The organism is Pseudomonas sp. SID14000 (assembly GCF_002165135.1).
GTDB lineage: Bacteria > Pseudomonadota > Gammaproteobacteria > Pseudomonadales > Pseudomonadaceae > Aquipseudomonas.
On record NZ_NFZQ01000009.1, the window covers coordinates 231,727 to 250,772 of the forward strand.

At 63.1% G+C, this 19,046-nt stretch carries 15 protein-coding genes and 1 tRNA gene; 3 read left to right on the forward strand and 13 right to left on the reverse strand.

Annotated elements, in window-relative coordinates; translation table 11 throughout:
• Positions 1–94: 94 nt before the first annotated feature.
• The 9 genes from CAY82_RS15635 to CAY82_RS15675 form a co-directional block, all read right to left on the reverse strand.
• Positions 95–1,918: a S9 family peptidase gene (locus tag CAY82_RS15635; RefSeq protein ID WP_087502024.1), complete on the reverse strand. Its 1,824-nt coding sequence runs from the start codon at positions 1,916–1,918 to the stop codon at positions 95–97.
• Entirely contained in the window at positions 1,884–3,044 is a 1,161-nt protein-coding gene (pqqE, locus tag CAY82_RS15640) for a pyrroloquinoline quinone biosynthesis protein PqqE (protein ID WP_087502025.1), read from the reverse strand. The genes CAY82_RS15635 and pqqE overlap by 35 nt, the downstream gene beginning before the upstream one ends.
• Positions 3,016–3,291, reverse strand: coding sequence for a pyrroloquinoline quinone biosynthesis peptide chaperone PqqD (gene pqqD, locus CAY82_RS15645; protein WP_087502026.1), 276 nt, complete (start codon positions 3,289–3,291; stop codon positions 3,016–3,018). The genes pqqE and pqqD overlap by 29 nt, the downstream gene beginning before the upstream one ends.
• On the reverse strand, positions 3,288–4,043 hold the full coding sequence (pqqC, locus tag CAY82_RS15650; protein ID WP_003255592.1) for a pyrroloquinoline-quinone synthase PqqC: 756 nt from the start codon (positions 4,041–4,043) through the stop codon (positions 3,288–3,290). Before pqqC ends, pqqD begins: the two co-directional genes overlap by 4 nt.
• A 153-nt stretch (positions 4,044–4,196) precedes the next feature.
• Positions 4,197–5,108, reverse strand: coding sequence for a pyrroloquinoline quinone biosynthesis protein PqqB (gene pqqB / locus CAY82_RS15655; RefSeq protein ID WP_024086143.1), 912 nt, complete (start codon positions 5,106–5,108; stop codon positions 4,197–4,199).
• Positions 5,109–5,187: 79 nt separating this feature from the next.
• On the reverse strand, positions 5,188–5,259 hold the full coding sequence (gene pqqA, locus CAY82_RS15660; RefSeq protein ID WP_003243383.1) for a pyrroloquinoline quinone precursor peptide PqqA: 72 nt from the start codon (positions 5,257–5,259) through the stop codon (positions 5,188–5,190).
• Between the two features lie 159 nt (positions 5,260–5,418).
• Positions 5,419–7,722, reverse strand: coding sequence for a pyrroloquinoline quinone biosynthesis protein PqqF (gene pqqF / locus CAY82_RS15665; protein WP_087502027.1), 2,304 nt, complete (start codon positions 7,720–7,722; stop codon positions 5,419–5,421).
• A gap of 158 nt (positions 7,723–7,880) precedes the next feature.
• Positions 7,881–8,675: a carbon-nitrogen hydrolase family protein gene (locus tag CAY82_RS15670; RefSeq protein ID WP_087502028.1), complete on the reverse strand. Its 795-nt coding sequence runs from the start codon at positions 8,673–8,675 to the stop codon at positions 7,881–7,883.
• A gap of 14 nt (positions 8,676–8,689) precedes the next feature.
• A complete protein-coding gene (locus CAY82_RS15675) occupies positions 8,690–10,372 on the reverse strand; it encodes an NAD(P)/FAD-dependent oxidoreductase (protein ID WP_087502029.1) in 1,683 nt (560 codons plus the stop codon).
• A 989-nt stretch (positions 10,373–11,361) separates the two neighbouring features.
• Between CAY82_RS15675 and CAY82_RS15680 the strand changes: the two genes are divergently transcribed.
• Positions 11,362–11,652, forward strand: a complete 291-nt coding sequence (locus CAY82_RS15680) for a hypothetical protein (RefSeq protein ID WP_087502030.1) — start codon at positions 11,362–11,364, stop codon at positions 11,650–11,652.
• Positions 11,653–11,664: 12 nt separating this feature from the next.
• Here the strand turns inward: CAY82_RS15680 and CAY82_RS15685 are convergent, their stop codons facing one another.
• Entirely contained in the window at positions 11,665–12,126 is a 462-nt protein-coding gene (locus CAY82_RS15685; RefSeq protein WP_015268712.1) for an Lrp/AsnC family transcriptional regulator, read from the reverse strand.
• A 248-nt stretch (positions 12,127–12,374) separates the two neighbouring features.
• Here CAY82_RS15685 and CAY82_RS15690 point away from each other — a divergent pair, with 248 nt between their 5' ends.
• The gene (locus CAY82_RS15690) at positions 12,375–12,617 is read left to right on the forward strand and encodes a DUF4160 domain-containing protein (RefSeq protein WP_087502072.1); all 243 of its coding nucleotides are present in this window, start codon (positions 12,375–12,377) and stop codon (positions 12,615–12,617) included.
• A complete protein-coding gene (locus tag CAY82_RS15695; RefSeq protein ID WP_256576287.1) occupies positions 12,560–13,141 on the forward strand; it encodes a DUF2442 domain-containing protein in 582 nt (193 codons plus the stop codon). Before CAY82_RS15690 ends, CAY82_RS15695 begins: the two co-directional genes overlap by 58 nt.
• A 58-nt stretch (positions 13,142–13,199) precedes the next feature.
• Here the strand turns inward: CAY82_RS15695 and CAY82_RS15700 are convergent.
• From CAY82_RS15700 to rpoD, 3 genes are all read right to left on the reverse strand, one after another.
• Positions 13,200–13,276 (reverse strand) — tRNA-Ile (locus tag CAY82_RS15700).
• A 16-nt stretch (positions 13,277–13,292) separates the two neighbouring features.
• Positions 13,293–17,036: an EAL domain-containing protein gene (locus CAY82_RS15705; RefSeq protein WP_087502031.1), complete on the reverse strand. Its 3,744-nt coding sequence runs from the start codon at positions 17,034–17,036 to the stop codon at positions 13,293–13,295.
• A 142-nt stretch (positions 17,037–17,178) separates the two neighbouring features.
• A complete protein-coding gene (gene rpoD, locus CAY82_RS15710; RefSeq protein WP_087502032.1) occupies positions 17,179–19,029 on the reverse strand; it encodes an RNA polymerase sigma factor RpoD in 1,851 nt (616 codons plus the stop codon).
• Positions 19,030–19,046 lie beyond the last annotated feature (17 nt).

Consider the following 19,046-nt stretch of genomic DNA (forward strand, 5'->3'; position numbering starts at 1 on the left):
CCCATCGCGACACAAGGCCGCTCCTACAGGAGGTCGCGTTCCCCATGTAGGAGCGGCCTTGTGTCGCGATGGGCCGCAAAGCGGCCCCAGAATCTCAGCCCCCCAACACCCGGCAATAGAATTTCCATTCTTCTTCCAGCGCATGCGCCAGGTTCTCCGCCTTGCGGAACCCGTGCCGCTCCCCGGCATAGAAGTGCCCTTCAGCCTCGATCCCGTTAGCCTGCAGTGCCGCCAGCATCGACCGCGTCTGTTCCGGCACCACCACCGCATCCAGTTCACCCTGGAAGAAAATCACCGGCACCTTGATCTGCCCCGCATGAAGCAGCGGCGTACGCTGGCGATAGCGCTCGGCGTCCTGCTGCGGGTCACCGATCAGCCAGTTCAGATAGTCCCCTTCGAACTTGTGGGTGGCCCGGCCCAGGGCAACCGGGTCGCTGACCCCGTACAGGCTGGCGCCGGCGCGGAACACATCATGGAACGCCAGAGCGCAAAGGGTGGTGTAGCCGCCCGCACTACCGCCACGGATGAACGCCTTGCGGCCATCGATCAGCCCGCGTCCGGCCAGGTATTCCACCGCTGCGCAGGCATCGGCCACATCGCTTTCGCCCCAGCGCAGGTGCAGGGCCTGGCGGTATTCCCGGCCATAGCCGGTGCTGCCCCGGTAGTTGAGGTCGGCGACAGCGAAGCCGCGTTGCGTCCAGTACTGGATGCGCGGGTCGAGCACGGGATAGCAGGCTGAGGTCGGGCCACCATGGATGAACACCACCAGCGGCGCGGCCCCTTGCGACCGGGCTGCCGGGTAGAAGAAGCCATGGGCGCGATGACCGTCACTGCCGTAGTGGATCGACTGCGGCAGGCTGATATGCCTTGCCGGCAGCACTTCGGTGCCACCGGCCAACACGCTGACCTCGTGGCTGCCACGGGCTATGGCGATGACCGCCGGCGGGCTGATCGGCGAAGCTGCTATGGCGTACAGGCATTCGGCATCCATGGCCAGGCTACGAAAACGCGTGTAGGCACTGGCGAAACGCTCCAGGCGGCCATCGGCAGTGCGCAGCCCCAGATGCCCGAAGCCGTCTTCGAACCAGCTGGCCAGATAGCTTTGCGGCCCCAGTGCCAACCAGGTACTGGCGCCCAGTTGCCAGGGCGCTGCAGCGTGGTCCGCGGGCCCGGCAGGCAGGGCCTGCCAGCAGCCATCAACTTCGCCCCAGGGTTGCCAGAAGCCATTGCGGTCGGAGAGGCAGTAGAGCCGGCCTTCTGTATCGAAGCGCGGCTGCTGTAGCGACTCGTCGGCTGCGGCCACACATTGCGTCGGCCCCCAGTGACCACTTGCATCACGTGTGCGGCACATCAGCCTGGTGACGGTCCAGGGTTGTGCCGGGCGGTCCCATTCAACCCACGCCAGGCGCTGGCCATCGGCACTCACCGTAGGAGAGGCATAGAAGTCGGCACCCTCGGCGAGCACTTCGCGGGTATGTTCACCCAAGGCGACCAGACGATGCTCGACCCGTTCGCCATGCTGCTCCTCTACCGCCAGCACCAGGCCGTCGTGCCACAGTACATCGCCGTAGCGGCAGCTGGCATCACCGGTCAGGGCTCGCGGTGCCGCGCCTTCCAGGGCCTGGGTATAGACCTGCTGGTCCTTTTCGTTGACGAACACCAACCCATCGCCACCCAGGCAAAAACTGCCACCGCCGTATTCGTATACCCGGCTACGCGCACTAAAGCCATTGGGGGTCAGGCAGCGGGCCTGCTGGTGCTGCCAGTGCCAGATGCGACAGGCTCCATCGGCCGGGCGGAACTCGTTCCAGAACAGGCCCGCGGCGCTGACCTTGAGTTCGGCGAAGTCGGTGCCTGCGGCAACTGCCTGGGCCGCGCTGAACTCAGCCGCGAGCGATGACACGGGAGTTTCGTTCATTGCGGAAGGTCATCTGTTCAATGGTGAGCTGGGCGCTTTCTGCCTCCTCACGGGCCTTGAGGATGATGCCGTGGTCGGCCGACTTGGCGCACACCGGGTCGGCATTGCTGGGATCGCCGGTGAGCATGAAGGCCTGACAGCGGCAGCCGCCGAAGTCCTTTTCCTTCTCGTCGCAGGAGCGGCAGGGTTCGGGCATCCACTCATAGCCACGGAAGCGGTTGAAGCCGAACGAGTCGTACCAGATGTAGTGCAGGTCGTGGTCGCGCACATTGGGGAACTTCACCGGCAACTGGCGCGCGCCGTGGCAGGGCAGTGCGGTGCCGTCCGGGGTGATGGTGAGGAACAGGCTGCCCCAGCCATTCATGCAGGCCTTGGGGCGCTCCTCGTAGTAGTCCGGGGTGACGAAGATCAGCTTGCACGGGTTGCCCTCGGCCTTGAGCTTGTCCCGGTACTCGTTGGTGATGCGTTCGGCCCGCTCGAGCTGCGCGCGGGTCGGCAGCAGGCCCAGGCGATTGAGGTGGGCCCAGCCATAGAACTGGCAGGTGGCGAGCTCGACGAAGTCGGCCTCCAGGGCGATGCACAGCTCGATGATGCGGTCGATTTTGTCGATATTGTGCCGGTGAGTGACGAAGTTGAGCACCATCGGGTAGCCATGGGCCTTCACCGCACGGGCCATTTCCAGCTTTTGCGCAAAGGCCTTCTTCGAGCCGGCCAGCAGGTTGTTGACCTGCTCGTCGCTGGCCTGGAAGCTGATCTGGATATGGTCCAGGCCGGCTTTCTTGAAGTCGGCGATGCGCGCTTCGGTCAGGCCGATGCCCGAGGTAATCAGGTTGGTGTAGTAACCCAGCCGGCGAGCCTCGCCGATCAGTTCGGCGAGGTCCTGGCGTACCAGCGGTTCTCCGCCGGAAAAGCCGATTTGCGCGGCACCCATTTCCCGGGCTTCGGCCATCACCTTGAACCACTGCGCGGTGCTCAGCTCCTGGCCTTGGGCTGCGAAGTCCAGCGGGTTGGAGCAGTACGGGCACTGCAGCGGGCAGCGGTAGGTCAGCTCGGCCAGCAGCCACAGCGGCAGGCCGACCGCGGGCGCGGGTGGCAACTCAGGCGAGGACGATCCAGTGTTCGGCACGGGCCACCTCCATGAACTGCTCGATGTCATCGGCCACTTCCGGGACACCGGGGAACTGTTGTTCGAGTTCGATGATGATCGCGGCAACGTCGCGTTGGCCGTCGATCAGGCCGCCGATCAGGGCCGCGCTGTCGTTGAGCTTGATCATGCCCTCGGGGTACAGCAGCACATGGCCCTTTTGCGCCGGCTCGTACTGGAAGCGGTAGCCGGGGCGCCAGCTCGGCACTTGATTACGGTTGAAACTCATAGGGTGATCCCTTTGTGCCATACCCGTTCCTGGGTGACGGAATGATAGGGCGGGCGGTTCAGCTCGTAGGCCATGCTCATGGCGTCGAGCATGCTCCAGAGAATATCCAGCTTGAACTGCAATATTTCCAGCATACGCTCCTGGCCCGCCCGGGTGGTGTAGTGCTGCAAGGTAATCGCCAGGCCGTGCTCCACGTCACGTCGGGCCTGGCCCAGGCGGGTTCGGAAGTATTCGTAGCCGGCCGGGTCGATCCATGGGTAGTGCTGCGGCCAGCTATCCAGGCGCGACTGGTGGATCTGCGGGGCGAACAGCTCGGTCAGCGAGCTGCTGGCCGCTTCCTGCCAACTGGCCCGGCGGGCGAAGTTGACGTAGGCATCCACGGCAAAGCGCACACCGGGCAACACCAACTCCTGGGAGCGCAGTTGGTCCGGGTCCAGGCCAACGGCCTGGCCCAGGCGCAACCAGGCTTCGATTCCACCGTCCTCGCCGGGTGCGCCATCGTGGTCGAGCAGGCGCTGGATCCACTCGCGGCGCACTTCGCGGTCCGGGCAGTTGGCCAGGATGGCGGCATCCTTCATCGGGATGTTGACCTGGTAGTAGAAGCGGTTGGCCACCCAGCCCTGGATCTGTTCGCGGGTGGCGCGGCCCTGATACATCGCCACGTGGTACGGGTGATGAATGTGATAGTAGGCGCCCTTGGCGCGCAGGGCCTGCTCGAATTCGGCAGGGGACATTGGCAGTGCGTCGCTCATTCGGCTGGCTCCTGTATAGCTGAGTCTCGGCTCGATCCCTGTAGGAGCGGGTTCACCCGCGAACACCGGCGAAGCCGGTGCCATACACTGTTTGGGATTCTTCGCGGGTGAACCCGCTCCCACAGGGGCTGTGTTGCTTGTGCGATCTGGCTGTTACAACTCGATGCTCATGCCATCGAAGGCCACTTCCACGCCCCGGCGCAGCACTTCGGCACGCTCGGGCGAGTCTTCGTCGAGAATCGGGTTGGTGTTGTTGATGTGGATAAGTACCTTGCGTTGGCGCGGGAAGCCATCGAGCACTTCCAGCATGCCGCCGGGGCCGTTCTGCGCCAGGTGGCCCATTTCGCGGCCGGTACGGGTGCCCACGCCACGGCGCTGCATCTCATCATCCTCCCACAGGGTACCGTCGACCAGCAGGCAGTCGGCGCCGTGCATCATCGTCAGCAGCTTGTCGTCCACCTGGCCCAGGCCCGGGGCGTAGAACAGTTTGCCGCCGGTGCGGGTATCCTCGACCAGCAGGCCAAGGTTGTCGCCCGGATGCGGGTCGAAGCGGTGCGGCGAGTAGGGCGGCGCGGCGCTGCGCAGGGGGAACGGGGTGAAGCGCAGGTTGGGGCAGGCGTCGATGACGAAGCTGCCTTCCAGCTCGATGCGGTTCCACTGCAGGCCGCCGTTCCAGTGGCTGAGCATGTTGAACAGCGGAAAGCCGGTGGTCAGGTCCTGGTGGACCATATCGGTGCACCACACCTGGTGCGGGCAGCCTTCACGCAGGCTGAGCAGGCCGGTGGTGTGGTCGATCTGGCTGTCCAGCAGAATGATGGCGTTGATACCGGTGTCGCGCAGGGCGCGAGCCGGCTGCATCGGCGCAAAGGCCTGCAGCTGCGCGCGGATGTCGGGCGAGGCATTGCACAGCACCCAGTGCACGCCGTCGTCGGACAGGGCGATGGACGACTGGGTGCGCGGCGTGGCCCGCAGGGTGCCGTCACGCAAGCCCTTGCAGTTGACGCAATTGCAGTTCCACTGTGGGAACCCGCCGCCGGCGGCGGAACCGAGAACCTGAATGTACATGGCCACTCTCTCTGCATGAAACCGTAGCGAAAAAACGAAAACGCCCCGGCAGGCCGAGGCGTTGAACCGTAAGCCGGGCTTAGCGGTTGGCGAAGTACATGGTGACTTCGAAGCCGATGCGCAGATCAGTGTATGCAGGTTTGGTCCACATGGAATTACTCCTTCCGGATGAGGGTTGGGTTTGTCAGCTAATACTAGGGTACCGCCATTGGCTGGAGGTTCCCATGATTCGGGATTGCGCTATCTTACAAGAAATAGGTGTACCGAAAGGTTAATTATTAGAAAAGTGCCCTTGCAGTTTGCGTAATAATCACGCGGTTGCGGTCATCCAGGAGCCATCTGGCGCGGCAGCGTTGGCCAGGCACAGCCACCTGGAACCGGTATCGAGCAGGTGGTTCAGCAGTTGCTGCAGATCCGCCTGCCGCGTGCTCAGGATAGCCTTGCGTAGCGCATCCAGCCCGCCAGGTTGGGTAGCCAGGCAGGCCTGCCAGGCCCATTCGGCGACTTCGTCGTTGGCCATCGCGGGTTCCTCGAATTGCCCGGCCAGTGCCTGGCGAGCGGCCGAATCGAAGGTAATGCCCTGGCGTAGCAGGGTGAGCAAGTGGTCGAGTATCTGCGCCTGGCTGGTGTGGGGCGACTGCACCCCGAACAGCAGGCCGCCGACCCCTTCGACCTGACGAAAGGTACTGAATACCGCATAGCCGAGTTGCAGTTCTACCCGCAGCCGTTGGTAGACCGGCCCTTGCAGCAACTGGGCGAGCAGGCGGCCAGCCGCTTCCATGGCCGCTGGCAGTGGGCAGAACAGCAGCAGGGCATGTTCACTGCCGGATACTTCGGCATGGTGCCAACGGTGGTTGTCCCAGGCGGGCAGAGGGCCAGGCGCCGAGCCTTGACCTGGGCAGTGCTGCAAAACAGTGCCCAATGCGTTCAGGGCGGCGTCGTCGAAGCCGGCAGCCAGGCCGTGCCAGCGTGCGTGCTGCCACAGGTTGTCGAGTTGCGTCTGTGCCAGGGTGCAGGCCGAAGCAGGTGCAGGCGTGGCGCCCAGCACGGCCTCGGGCAGTTGCTTGAGCAAGGCGCGGATGGGGATCAGTGCCGGAGGCTGCGCCGAACAAGGCAGCCAGCTGCCTGCCGGGGGCTTGAGCATCAGTGCCAAGGCCTGTTCCACAGTGCGCAGCACCGCTGCCGGTAGCCCGGCGCAGCGCAATTGCCAGTATTCGCCAGCAGTACTGAACTGTAACTGCACCGATACACGTTCGCAGCGCTCTTGCATGGGGTGCAAGGCGCGTTCGAGCACCGCATACAGGGGCTGGCGCAAGGGTGAAGGGACATGCCAGCGCAGGTACAGCGCCGCGTACTGACGAGCGCCAGGCAGCTGGTCGCTGACCTTCAGTGCCGCAGGCAGCGGTTGCTGCGACCTGGCAACAGGCAAGTCGGCCAGGAGCAAGGGGTCGACAGCGGGCAGTTGCCAATGCCCATGCTCGCGGCCCGGCAGGCCCTCCAGCAGGGCACGGAGGGCTTGCAAGCCTTGTGTATCCAAACCGGCGAACGGCTGGCCGGCGCTGTCCCGGCGGGCCAGCTCAAGCGCGCTGGCGTTGCGTTCGCGGCTTTGCTGCAACAGTTCGAACTCGGCATTCAGCTGCGCAGGTTCGGCTTGGCGGATGAAGCCGAACCAACCCTGCAACAGGGCATCGGCCTCCTCTGGGCTGGCGTCTTCGCTGAGCGTCAGGTCGATGTGCCACAGCAACTGCCCGGCGAAGGCATACAGCGTCTCGGCCTTGAAACCTTGCAGCCAGCCACGCTGGCGAAGCGCATCCAGCCAGGTGCCCGGGCGGCTATCGTTGAGGCAGGTGATCAGCAACTCAAGGGCCTGCTCGGCACCTTCCGGGAGGTTCTCGTGGGTGAAGATCAGGCGCGTGGCCGTCGTTGACAGTGGCGGAGGCAGAGCGTGTGGCACCCGTTCACCCGTTGCGAACAGCTCGGCATGCTGCCGGCCCAGCAATTCCAGTTCATCCAGCGACTGTGGGCCGCATAGGCTCAAGGTGACCTGGCCGCCTTGGTAGAAGCGCTGGTGAAAGCCGTCGAGCGCTTGCTGGAAGGCGGGGGCCTGCAAGGTCAAGGTGTGCCGGTTACCGGCATGAAAAGCGCTCAACGGATGGGCGGGCGCTGCGGATTGCAGCAAGGCGAACTGCTGTTGGGCCTGCGGGCTGCGCGACCAGGCAATGAACTCGGCATGGATGACTTCGCGTTCGCGGCGTTGGCGCTCGATGCCCAGGTCTGGTTCGGCCAACATCTGGCACAGGCGCTCCAGGCCCCCGGCCAGGGCGCTGGGTTTGACCTCGAAGAAAAAGTCGGTGGTGCGTTCGCGGGTGCTGGCATTGACTTGGCCGCCGAGTGCCTGCACGTAGCGCATCAGGCCGTCGTCCAGAGGAAAGCGTGGGGTACCGAGGAAGAACAGGTGCTCCAGGAAGTGGGCCAGGCCGGGCCATTTGGTTGGCGCGTCGTGACTGCCCGCGTGCACCCGCAGTGCGGCGGCCGAACGCTTGAGGCGCGGGGCGTGGCGCAGGGTCAGCTGCAGGCCGTTGGCGAGGGTTAGGTGGCGGGTGGCGTCAGGCATGGGGGCTCCGGTAACTGCTTTCCATGCTAACCCATTTGTTTGCAGGCCCGGCCCATTCGCGGGTAAACCCGCTCCCACAGGGTAAATCGCAGGTCTGAAAGCTGTGCAGTGCCTGTGGGAGCGGGTTTACCCGCGAATGGGCCGCAAAGCGGCCCCTGTCAGCCTTTACGCAGGTGCAGTTCCTGGCGCAGATCGCTCAGGTAGGGAAACGCCGACCGCCCCTGCACCACCCGCTCATGCTCCAGCTCTGCCAGCAACTGGCACTCATCCCGCCCGGCCATGGCCAGCAGGCTGCCATCCGGGCCGATGATGCTGCTCTGCCCGCAATACTGGATCTCGCCTTCCGAGCCGCAATAGTTGGCATACACCAGGTAGCACTGGTTTTCCTGCGCCCGGGCCCTCACGGTCACCTGGCAGATGAAGTCGTACGGCGACATGTTCGCCGTCGGCACCAGTATCAGCTCGGCACCGTCCAGCGCCAGGCGCCGGGCGTTTTCCGGGAACTCGATGTCGTAGCAGATCAGCAGGCCGACCTTCCAGCCATCCAGCTCCACCACCGGGAAGTGATCGGAACCTGCGCTGAACATCGAGCGGTCCAGCTCACCGAACAGGTGGGTCTTGCGATAGTTGCTCAGGCTGCGGCCGTGCGCATCGATCAACTGCACGCTGTTGTAGATCGCGCCATCATCACCGCGCTCCGGGTAGCCATAGACGATGGCGATGCGCTGCGCCTGGGCGATCTCCACCACCTCCATGGCTGACGGGCCATCGATGGCCTCGGCCAGGCGCTCGACCTGGGCCAGGCCGATGTTGTAGCCGGTCAGGAACATCTCCGGGCACACCAGCAAACTGGCGCCGCGTTCGGCCGCCAGTTGCGCCTGGTGGCGCAACCGTTGCAGGTTGCCGGGCACGTCCAGTGGCTTGGGCGGGCCCTGGAACAGAGCGATACGCATGCTGCCTCCTTGTCTCAGTCCGGCAGGGCGATCGGGCCGATTTCGTCGAACACGTCGCCTGGACCGGGGTTGTCCGGGTGGGTGCGGCCACCGAAGTGATTCATGATACCCCACACCGCATTCAGCGATGTCTGTACCGCGCCTTCCACCCAGGCCGGCGTCCACGACACGTCGTCACCGGCGATGAACATGCCGCGCTGTTCGGCGGGCATGTCCTGCTGCATGAAGTGCGCGTACATGCGCTGGTTGTAGCGGTAGTGGCCCGGCAGTGCGCCCTTGAAGGCGCCGAGGAAGTGCGGGTCGGCTTCCCAGGAAACGGTGATCGGGTCGCCGATGATGTGCCCGGCGATATCGGTCTTCGGGTAAATCTTCTTCAGTGCGTCCAGGGCCAGCTGCACGCGTTTTTCCACCGGGTGCGGCAGCATCTTCAGCGCGTCGCTCATCCAGGAGTACGACAGGCAGATCACCCCCGGCTTGTCGTCACCGTTGTCGAACAGGTAGGTGCCGCGGGTGAGGCGATCGGTGAGGGTCATGCTCATCAGGTCGCGGCCGGTTTCCGGGTCCTTGTCCTTCCAGAACGGCCGGTCGACCATGACGAAGGTCTTCGACGACTGCATGTAGCGGGTGCGGTCCAGGGCCATCCACATCTTTTGCGAGAACAGCGATTCCTCACAGTCGATCTGGGTAGTCAGCAGCCAGGTCTGGCAGGTGGCGAGCACGGCACTGTAGTGACGGGTGTCGCCCCAGTTGTCGGTGACCGCCAGGCGACCATCGGCAGCGCGGGCGATGCGCTTGACCCCGGTACGCGGTGCGCCGCCATGCAGCCCGCTCAGGCTGGTGCCTTCCGGCCAATGCACGCAGCGCTCCGGTACATGGCGCCAGATGCCTTGCGGTACCTGCTCCACACCGCCGACTACCAGGTGCTGGTGGTCGTCGCAGTTGGTCATCACCACGCGGAAAATTTCCAGCATCGAGTTGGGGAAGTCCGAGTCCCAGCCGCCGGTGCCGAAGCCGACCTGGCCGAACACTTCGCGGTGCTGGAAGCTCAGCTTGGCGAACGAGCGCGAGGTGGCGACGAAGTCGTAGAAGGTGCGGTCGTCCCACAGCGGTACCAGCTTGTTCCACAGCTCTTTCAGGCGCGGTACGTCTCGGTCGCGGATGGCCTGCTGGATGTCGGCGAACTGGGCACCGCTTTCCAGCGCGTCGGCCCAGGCATCGGCCACTTCCTGGAACAGCTTGGGCAGGTCGGTGGGTTTTTCGGCGTAGTAGGTCTGGCCTTCCAGGTCGATCACCGTGCTGCCCGAGGCTGGGGTCAGCGGGTTGGGGAACGGCTTGGTTTCCAGGCCCAGCTTGTCCACGTAGTGGTAGAAGGCAGTGGACGACACCGGGAAGCGCATGCCACCCAGTTCGGCGATGATCCCGTCGGTGCCGTTGAAGGTTTGCGAGCGCAGCCGGCCACCCAGCTTGGAGGCTTCGTACACCACCGGCTTGAGGCCCAGTTTCATCAGCTCGTAGGCCGCCACCAGGCCGGCGATACCGGCGCCCACGATTGCCACTTCCTCACCATGGCGCTCGGCCGGGATGCTGCCCAGGCCTGCGGGGTGTTCCAGCCAGTCGTCGAAGGCGAAGGGGAAGTCCGGGCCGAAGATGGTGACGGGTTTTTTGCCATCGGCGGGGTGGCGGTTTTTCTTGTTCATGGAGTGACCTTGCCAGAGAGGCTGCGCAGGGGCGGAGCCTGAGTATAGGAGATGCCTGGTGGCCATTTTAGGGAGTGGGGTGTTCGTTATTAAGGTGCAGAGTGTTGTCTGAATGTAGCTTGTATCGTCGAAATGTATAATCCAGATATCTTTATGACGAGCAGGAAGCCTACCAATCTCAAGCACAGCATCGGCCCCCTTTGCGGCCCTTCGCGGGCTTGCCCCACAGGTGCTGCACATAGCTGCCCAGTGCATGACTGGGGTTTGAGGTGGAACATAGTGCATGCCTTGATTCTTTCTGCGCCAGTGAGATCGAGCGCCGCCCGCGCGGCGCTTCGCGGGGCAAGCCCGCTCCCACATTTGTTGCAACGTGGCCATGTCTGTTAGGCCATGGTTGTCAGCCTTGTTGGTCTGACTCAATTTCTCGGCTGGCGCTGCCGCCGCCTCACCAGTCTCAAGACATGCACCAAGGCAGGCAACCATGGCCTGACAGGTTCGGCACGTTGCAACAAATGTGGGAGCGGGCTTGTCCCGCGAAGCGCCGCGCGGGCGGCGCTCGATCTCACTGGCAACAAAGATGTCATGACAAGAACAGGCTTGCCAAAAACTATAGAATCTCCCACAGGTGTGTCGCTGAGCTCATGGCTTACGCGATCCTTGTGGGCTTTACCAGGGTGTGATCAGACAGTTCCTACACCCATGCCATGAATTAAAGAATTACCCTACGCTCGCTATCGCCTCGGTCTGGCTGCGTGGGAAACGCCTCATCGTTAACTTCACTGGGTCGCCGCTGTTCGGGTGACTGGGTGTGAGAACCCATCCTCCAACTTCGCACCAAGGCTTATGTCATGGCAGCCGTGCGCGGGCAGGCTTTCGCCTGGCCGGATTTCCAAGTTGGCCGGTTCTCACCCCGTGCATGGCTGCCACCTATTTCCCGTGAGAAGGAGTTGGTAGGCGGTTTCCTCAAGACTCAATTTGGAAATTGCATCATGAAGAAGACTTATTCCGACCAACCCGAAAAACTGAAACCCACCACAGAAAAAACCTTCTGCAACTGCGAAGCCAGCCACCCGCCGTTATTCGCCATACGCCCCGGCATCGACGCCGCAGACGCCCTGGTCCACGCCTGCCTGCTGGCCCGTGGTCTCAATCAGATCGCCACCGACTACGCCCAGCACCACGCCCCCGAGCGCAGCCGTTACATCGTCTGGTCGATGCAGCATTGCGCCGAAAGCCTTTCGGCGATTCTGGAAGGCCTGCTCGACGGCCAGGAAGCCTGACTGCCAGCCAGTTCAGAGCGGTTGCCCGCGGTCCACCTTGCTGCTGAGAATGATCGACGTGGTGGTCTTCTCCACCCCGTCGACACTGCCGATCTGGTCGAGCAACTGGTCCAGTTGCTCGGGCGAATCCGTACGCAGCCAGGCCACATAGTCGAACTCGCCGCTCACTGCGCACAGCTGCTGTACTTGGCCCATGGCACTCAGGCGCCGCACCACCTCCTTGCCCGAGCGCGGCTGCACCTTGATCCCCACATACGCCTGCAGCCCACCACCCATTACCCGCTGGCCCAGGCGCACGCCATAGCCGGAGATGACTTTGTTCTTCTCCAACCGCTCCAGGCGCGAGTTGACGGTGGTGCGGGCGATGCCCAACTGGCGGGCGAGGGTGGCGACGCTTTCGCGGGCGTTGATCTGCAGCAGGGCGATCAACTGGCGATCGATTTCATCCAGCGTGATGGAGCGGGAATCCGACATGGCGAGTCTCTACGGTTGGCCCGCTAGCCTAGCCAGCCAGTGCTGGCCAGGGCAAGGGCAGTCACAGCTGGCTGCGCTGACGCGATCCCTTGTGGGAACGGCCTTGCGTCGCGAAAGGGCTGCGCAGCAGCCCAATATTTGGCACTAACTCGGGGGGGACGTAACTAAAAGGGTTACATTTTTTGGGCTATGAGCAGGTTGGTCGAATGGTACTGTTTGGTGCAACCATTGCACTGTATGATCAGCCCATGCCCACGATCCATCGGTTGTCCAATTGCGTAATCTGCCTCTATGCAAATGACCATCTACCACCGCATTTCCATCTGCGATTCAGTGATGGCCGTCAGGCACTGATTGCGATCAATGACTTGTCTCCGCTGGCCGGTTTCGGTGGTTCACGGGTGTCCCTGCGCGAGATGAGCGAGGCGCTTGAATGGGCCTCGCAGAACAGGGCTCGACTACTAGCAATCTGGGAGCAGCTGAATTCATGACCAGCAAACATTTCCAACTGACAGGGGTCGCTGTCACGGCCCCCAGCACCTTGCTACTGACCTTTGCGGACGGGCAGCAATTCACCGTGGCTCTGGATGAAGTCATCGAGCAACACGCGACGCTGGGCCCGCTTGCGAATCCAAAGGTATTTGCAACGGCTGCAATTGGTGAGTGGAAGGACACGGTCATCTGGGCCAATGACGACAATCTGGAGCTTGCTGCCGACAACTTGCGTGCACGGGCGGTGGAGCAGGCTGGAGAGTGTTCACATGAGCTCATCTGGAACTGGATGGCCAAGCATGAGCTGACGTTGGATCGTGCAGCTCGGGAATTGGGCTTGAGCAGGCGCATGTTGGCTTACTATCGTAGTGGCGAAAAACCTGTGCCGAGGACGGTCGCATTGGCGATGAAGGGATGGGAAGCACTTCGAATGGCTGACGTGGAAGTGAGCCGTGTGCCCTATCACCTGCCTGAAAGTTTCGCAAATGGGGCGGCCGGGCATGCCCCGAAGAAACGAGCGTGATTCACCGCCTGAACGACAGACATGAAAAAGCCGCGCAATCGCGCGGCTTTGTCGTATCTGGTGGGCCCACACGGACTCGAACCGTGGACCAAAGGATTATGAGTCCTCTGCTCTAACCGACTGAGCTATAGGCCCTCAGTAAGTGGCCGGATTATAACGAGGGTTTCGCACCTGTGCCATCTGAAAGATCCGATAGTGCTATGCGAAGAAACGTCGCCGCGAATTCGTCCGGGGGCAGGGGCAGGCTGACGATGTAACCCTGGATCTGTTCGCAGCCTTCGGCGGCCAGGAAGCGTTGCTGGGCCTGGTTCTCCACGCCCTCGGCAATGATGGTCAGCTGCATGCTGCGGCCCAGGGCGATGATTGCGCGGGCAATGGCGGCGTCGTGGGGATCGTCGGGCAGGCCGCGTATGAACGACTTGTCGATCTTGAGGATGTCCAGTGGCAGGCGCTTGAGGTAGCTCAGTGAGGAATACCCAGTGCCGAAGTCATCGATCGCAAGCTGCACGCCCAGCTTCTTCAACTGGTACAGCACCGCAAGGGCTTCTTCCGCCTGGCTCATGATGAAGTTTTCGGTGATTTCCAGCTGCAGGTCACCTGCCTTGAGCTGGTAGTGTTTGAGTAGCTGTTCGATCCGCCGGGCCAGGTGCGGTTGGCGCAGCTGGGCGCCGGCGAGGTTGATCGACAGCGGGCCGAAGGGCTCGTAGTGCTGCTTCCAGGCCTGCATCTGCCGGCAGGCCTGCTCCAGTACCCAGTCGCCGAGCTGGAGGATGGTGCCGTTCTCCTCCGCCAGGTGGATGAAATGCTCTGGCGGGACTTCACCAAAGGTCGGGTGGCTCCAGCGGATCAGCGCTTCGGCGCCGACCAGGCTCTGGGTCTTGAGGCTGAGCTTGGGCTGGAAACACAGGCTCAGTTCGTTGCGTTCGAGAGCCCGGCGCAGTTCGTGCTCCAGGGCTATACGTTCGCTGGCCTGGGCAGTGAGGTCGAGGGTGTAGGCTTCGACGCGGTTGCGGCCCTTGGCCTTGGAGCGGTACATCGCGGCGTCAGCGTTGCGGATCAGCGTGGAGACGTCGGTCCCGTCCTGTGGATAAAGGCTGATGCCGATGCTGGCGCTGGTGAAGAACTCATGCTCGCCGGCCTGGAATGGCGCGTTGAAGCAGGCCAGGAGTTTGTTGGCGATGGTGCTGGCGTCGCTGGGTTTGTGCAGGCCGGGCAGCAGAATGATGAACTCATCGCCGCCCAGGCGGGCCACGGTGTCTACATCACGCACCTGCTCTTTCAGGCGCTGGGCGATACCCTTTAGCAGCAGGTCGCCGACCGGGTGCCCGAGGCTGTCGTTGATGTGCTTGAAGCGGTCGAGGTCAAGGAACAGCACCGCGCCCTTGCGGTTGGATACCTGCGAGCAGGTGAGCGCGGCTTGCAGGCGGTTCTCGAACAGGGCGCGATTGGGCAGGCCGGTCAGCGGGTCGTGGTGGGCCTGGTAGTCGAGCTTGGCCTGGGCGTGCTTGAGGCTGGAGATGTCGGCGAACACGGCAACGAAGTGGGTGATCTCGCGTTCGTTGTTACGCACGGCGCTGATGGTCAGCCAGCCGGGGTACAGTTCGCCGTTCTTGCGCTTGTTGTAGATCTCGCCTTGCCAGTGGCCTTCATCGGTCAGCTGGTGCCACATGGCGGCATAGAACGCGCTGTCGTGCTGGCCGGAGGCGAGCAGGCGCGGGGTCTGGCCGAGGGCTTCGATCTCGCTGTAGCCGGTGATTTCGCTGAAGGCGCGGTTGACGGCACTGATGTGCTGGTCGATATCGGTGATCAGCACGCCTTCGGCGGTGTTCTCGAACACGGTGGCGGCCAACTGTAGCTTTTCCTGCATCAGATGGCGCTCGGTGATGTCGCGGGCAATGGTCAACATACAGTCTTCGCCAGCTATCGGTAGCGGCCGTGCAGAGAGCTCGCAGAGGCGAATCTGCCCGTCGCTGCGGCGCAGGTGGCACGTGAAGTCGCGTACGAAGCCGTCGCGGTTGAGCTGTTCGACCAGACGCTTGCGTTCGTTGAGGTCGACCCAGATGCCCAGGTCCAGCGAGGTCTGGTCGAGGGTCGGGCTGAGGTCATAGCCGGTGAGGCGGCAGAAGCCCTCGTTCACTTCGAGCAGCAAGCCGTCGCTCTGGCGCGACAGCAGCAGGCCGTCGGGCGAGGCATGGAAGGCCTTGGCGAATTTCTCTTCCGAGGTTTGCAACTGCTCCTGGGTTTCCTTGAGCTGGCTGATGTCGCGTACCGCCACCACCAGCGCGAGATTGCCGTCGAGCTCGAAGGTTTCGGCCGAGGTCAGGCCGGTGAACAGCTGGCCGTTGCTGCGGCGGAAGCTCATTTCCAGGTTGCGGATACCGCCCTGGTGCAGGCGTTCGAGCAACCGCGGGCCGGTGCCTTCGACGCCCCACAGGTTCAGGTCTGTGGCAGTGCGGCCGATTACCTGGCCCGGGCTGAGGCCGATCTGCTCTTCGAAGGCTTCGTTCACCTCCAGCAGGCAGCCGTCGCTGTGGCGGGCGATCAGCAGGATGTCGGGGCACTGCTGGAACACCGAGGCGAACTTCTGCTCGGACAGGCGCAGGGCGTCCTCGGTGCGCTTGGTCTCGCTGATGTCGATCATCAGGCCACGCATCACCGGCTGGTGGCCATGCTCGATCATGCTGACGATGTTGCGTACCCACAATGGCTGGCCATCGGCCCGGATTACCCGGTAGTCGAGGCTGTGGTCGCGCCCGGCGGCGGTTTCGCTGTCGCAGTACGCCTGGGCCCAGAGGGCATCCTCCGGGTGCAGAATGCTGCGCCAGAAGCCGGGCTTGAGCCAGTCGCCCAGTGGGTAGCCGAGCAGGCCTTCGGCGTGGGGCGAGACGTAGCTGTAGGTGAAGTCGTTGGCGTCGGCCTCCCAGGCGATGGCGGACAGGCTTTCGACCAGGCTGCGATAGTGGTACTCGCTGCTGCGCAGCTCCTGTTCGAGGGCGATGCGTCGGGAAATTTCCGAACTGAGCCGGCGGTTGATGCGGATGACCACTGCCAGCACGGCCATCAATACCAGCACCGCGGGCAGGCCATATACCAGCAGGTCGGTCCAGAACATCCGCTGGTCGACCACATTGCCCACCCAGCGTTGCTGGATCTGGCTGACTTCGCCGCTGCTCATGTCGGCCATCACTTTGTCGAGAATGCCAACCAGCACCTTCTTGTCGCGCGGGGCGGCCATGGCCAACTGGTAGCGGTAGGGCGTTTCGCCGCTGACGTATAGGCCATCGAGTTTGAGCTGGCGCAGGCTCCAGATGCTTGAAGCGAGGTCACCGACCACAGCGTCCACTTCGTCGGTGGCCAGGGCCTGCAGGGTGGAGCTGACGTTGGGCAGGGCCACCAGGTTGAGGTCTGGGTGTTGGGTGCGTAGCAGTTCGTGCGGCGCGTAGTTTTCGACCACGGCAATCTTGAGGCCGTACAGATCGTCCAGGTTGCGCGGCTGTGCTCCGCCTTTGTGGGCGAGGATGACGATGGGGAAGTCGAGGTATGGCCGGGTGAAGGCCAGGTAGCCTTGGCGCTCGGGGGTGGACATGATGCCGGGCAGCAGGTCGATGCGGCTTTCGCGAGCCTGCGCCAGTACCTCGGTCCAACTGCTGGGTTCGACCGGTTTGAGCGTCACACCCAGGCGTTGCTGGATAGTGGCGATGTAATCGGCGGCCAATCCCTGGTATCGGCCCTCCTGGTCGCGAAACTCGAACGGTGGCCAAGAGGCGTCTACACCCAGGCTCAGCTGCGGGTGGGCAGCCAACCAGGCTTTCTCCTCGTCTGTCAGGGTCAGGGCGCCGGCCGTTGTGTTCCACAAAATCAGGAGCAGCAACAGAATGGCCGGCATCGGGTGCATAGCGGCCTCGCATTCAGGGGGTCTGAAGTCGAGTGTAGACGGGCATTGCTGCAGGTGTATGGTGGAGAGCGGTGTCTTTTGTCAGAGGCAACAGGGCCTTGCATGGAAAAGAAAAACCCCGGCCTGGGCCGGGGTTTTGTCATCACTCGTCGAGGAAGGAGCGCAGATGCTCGCTGCGAGTGGGGTGGCGCAGTTTGCGCAACGCCTTCGCTTCGATCTGACGGATCCGCTCACGGGTCACGTCGAACTGCTTGCCCACCTCTTCGAGGGTGTGGTCGGTGTTCATGTCGATACCGAAACGCATGCGCAGCACCTTGGCTTCGCGTGCGGTCAGGCCCGAGAGCACGTCACGGGTGGCTTCCTTGAGGCTTTCGACCGTGGCTACGTCGATCGGGGACTGCATGGTCGAGTCCTCGATGAAGTCACCCAGGTGCGAATCTTCGTCGTCACCGATCGGGGTTTCCATGGAGATCGGCTCTTTGGCGATCTTCAGTACCTTGCGGATCTTGTCCTCAGGCATTTCCATGCGCTCGCCCAGCTCTTCCGGGGTCGGTTCGCGACCCATTTCCTGCAGCATCTGGCGGGAAATACGGTTGAGCTTGTTGATTGTCTCGATCATGTGCACCGGAATACGGATGGTGCGCGCCTGGTCGGCGATCGAACGGGTGATCGCCTGGCGGATCCACCAGGTGGCGTAGGTCGAGAACTTGTAGCCGCGACGGTATTCGAACTTGTCCACCGCTTTCATCAAGCCGATGTTGCCTTCCTGGATCAGGTCGAGGAACTGCAGGCCGCGGTTGGTGTACTTCTTGGCGATGGAGATCACCAGACGCAGGTTCGCCTCGACCATTTCTTTCTTGGCGCGGCGGGCCTTGGCTTCACCGATCGACATGCGACGGTTGATTTCCTTGATCTCGGCAACGGTCAGGCCGGTTTCGGTCTCAAGGTCGATCAGCTTCTGCTGGCAAGCGACGATGGCGGCGTCCTTTTCACCCAGGGCGGCAGCCCACTTGGTGTTGCGCTTGGCCAGGTCACCGCTCCAGGTCTGGTCGGTTTCGTTGCTCGGGAACATGCGCAGGAAGTCGGCACGCGGCATGCGGGCGTCACGCACGCACAGCTGCATGATGGCGCGTTCCTGCTGGCGCAGGCGGTTCAGGGCGTCACGAACGCGCTCTACCAGTACCTCGAACTGCTTCGGTACCAGTTTGATCGGCATGAACAGGTCGGCCAGGGCCTGCAGGGCGTCGATGCTTTCCTGGTGGGCGCGACCGTTCTTCTTCAGGACCTTGTTGGTGGCCTGAAGCTGGTCGTTGACCGCACCGAAGCGCTGGCGGGCGACTTCCGGGTCCGGGCCGCTCTCGGCCTCTTCCTCGTCGTCACCGCTTTCGGACTCTTCCTCGTCGTCGTCGGACTCTTCCTTCGCGGCGGCGGCCTTGGTACCCGGGATCGGCACTTCTTCGGTCGGCGCGGCGATATTGTCGTCAGGGTCGATGTAACCGCTGAGAACGTCCGACAGACGGCCACCTTCGCTGGTGACACGGTCGTATTCGGCGAGAATGTAGTCGACAGTACCCGGGAAGTGGGCGATGGCGCCCATGACTTCACGGATGCCTTCCTCGATACGCTTGGCGATTTCGATCTCGCCTTCGCGGGTCAGCAGCTCGACGGTACCCATTTCGCGCATGTACATGCGCACCGGGTCGGTCGTGCGGCCGATATCGGTTTCAACTGCCGCCAACGCAGCAGCGGCTTCTTCGGCCGCGGCTTCGTCGGTGTCGGCTTCCGCCAACAGAAGGGCATCCGCATCCGGAGCACTCTCGAATACGTTGATCCCCATGTCGTTGATCATGCGGATGATGTCTTCCACCTGTTCCGGATCTGAAATATCCTCAGGCAGGTGGTCGTTGACCTCCGCGTAAGTCAGGTAGCCCTGCTCACGACCGCGGGTAATCAACTCTTTGATACGAGACTGCTGTTGCGCTTTTCCGGACATAACACCCTATCCACTGA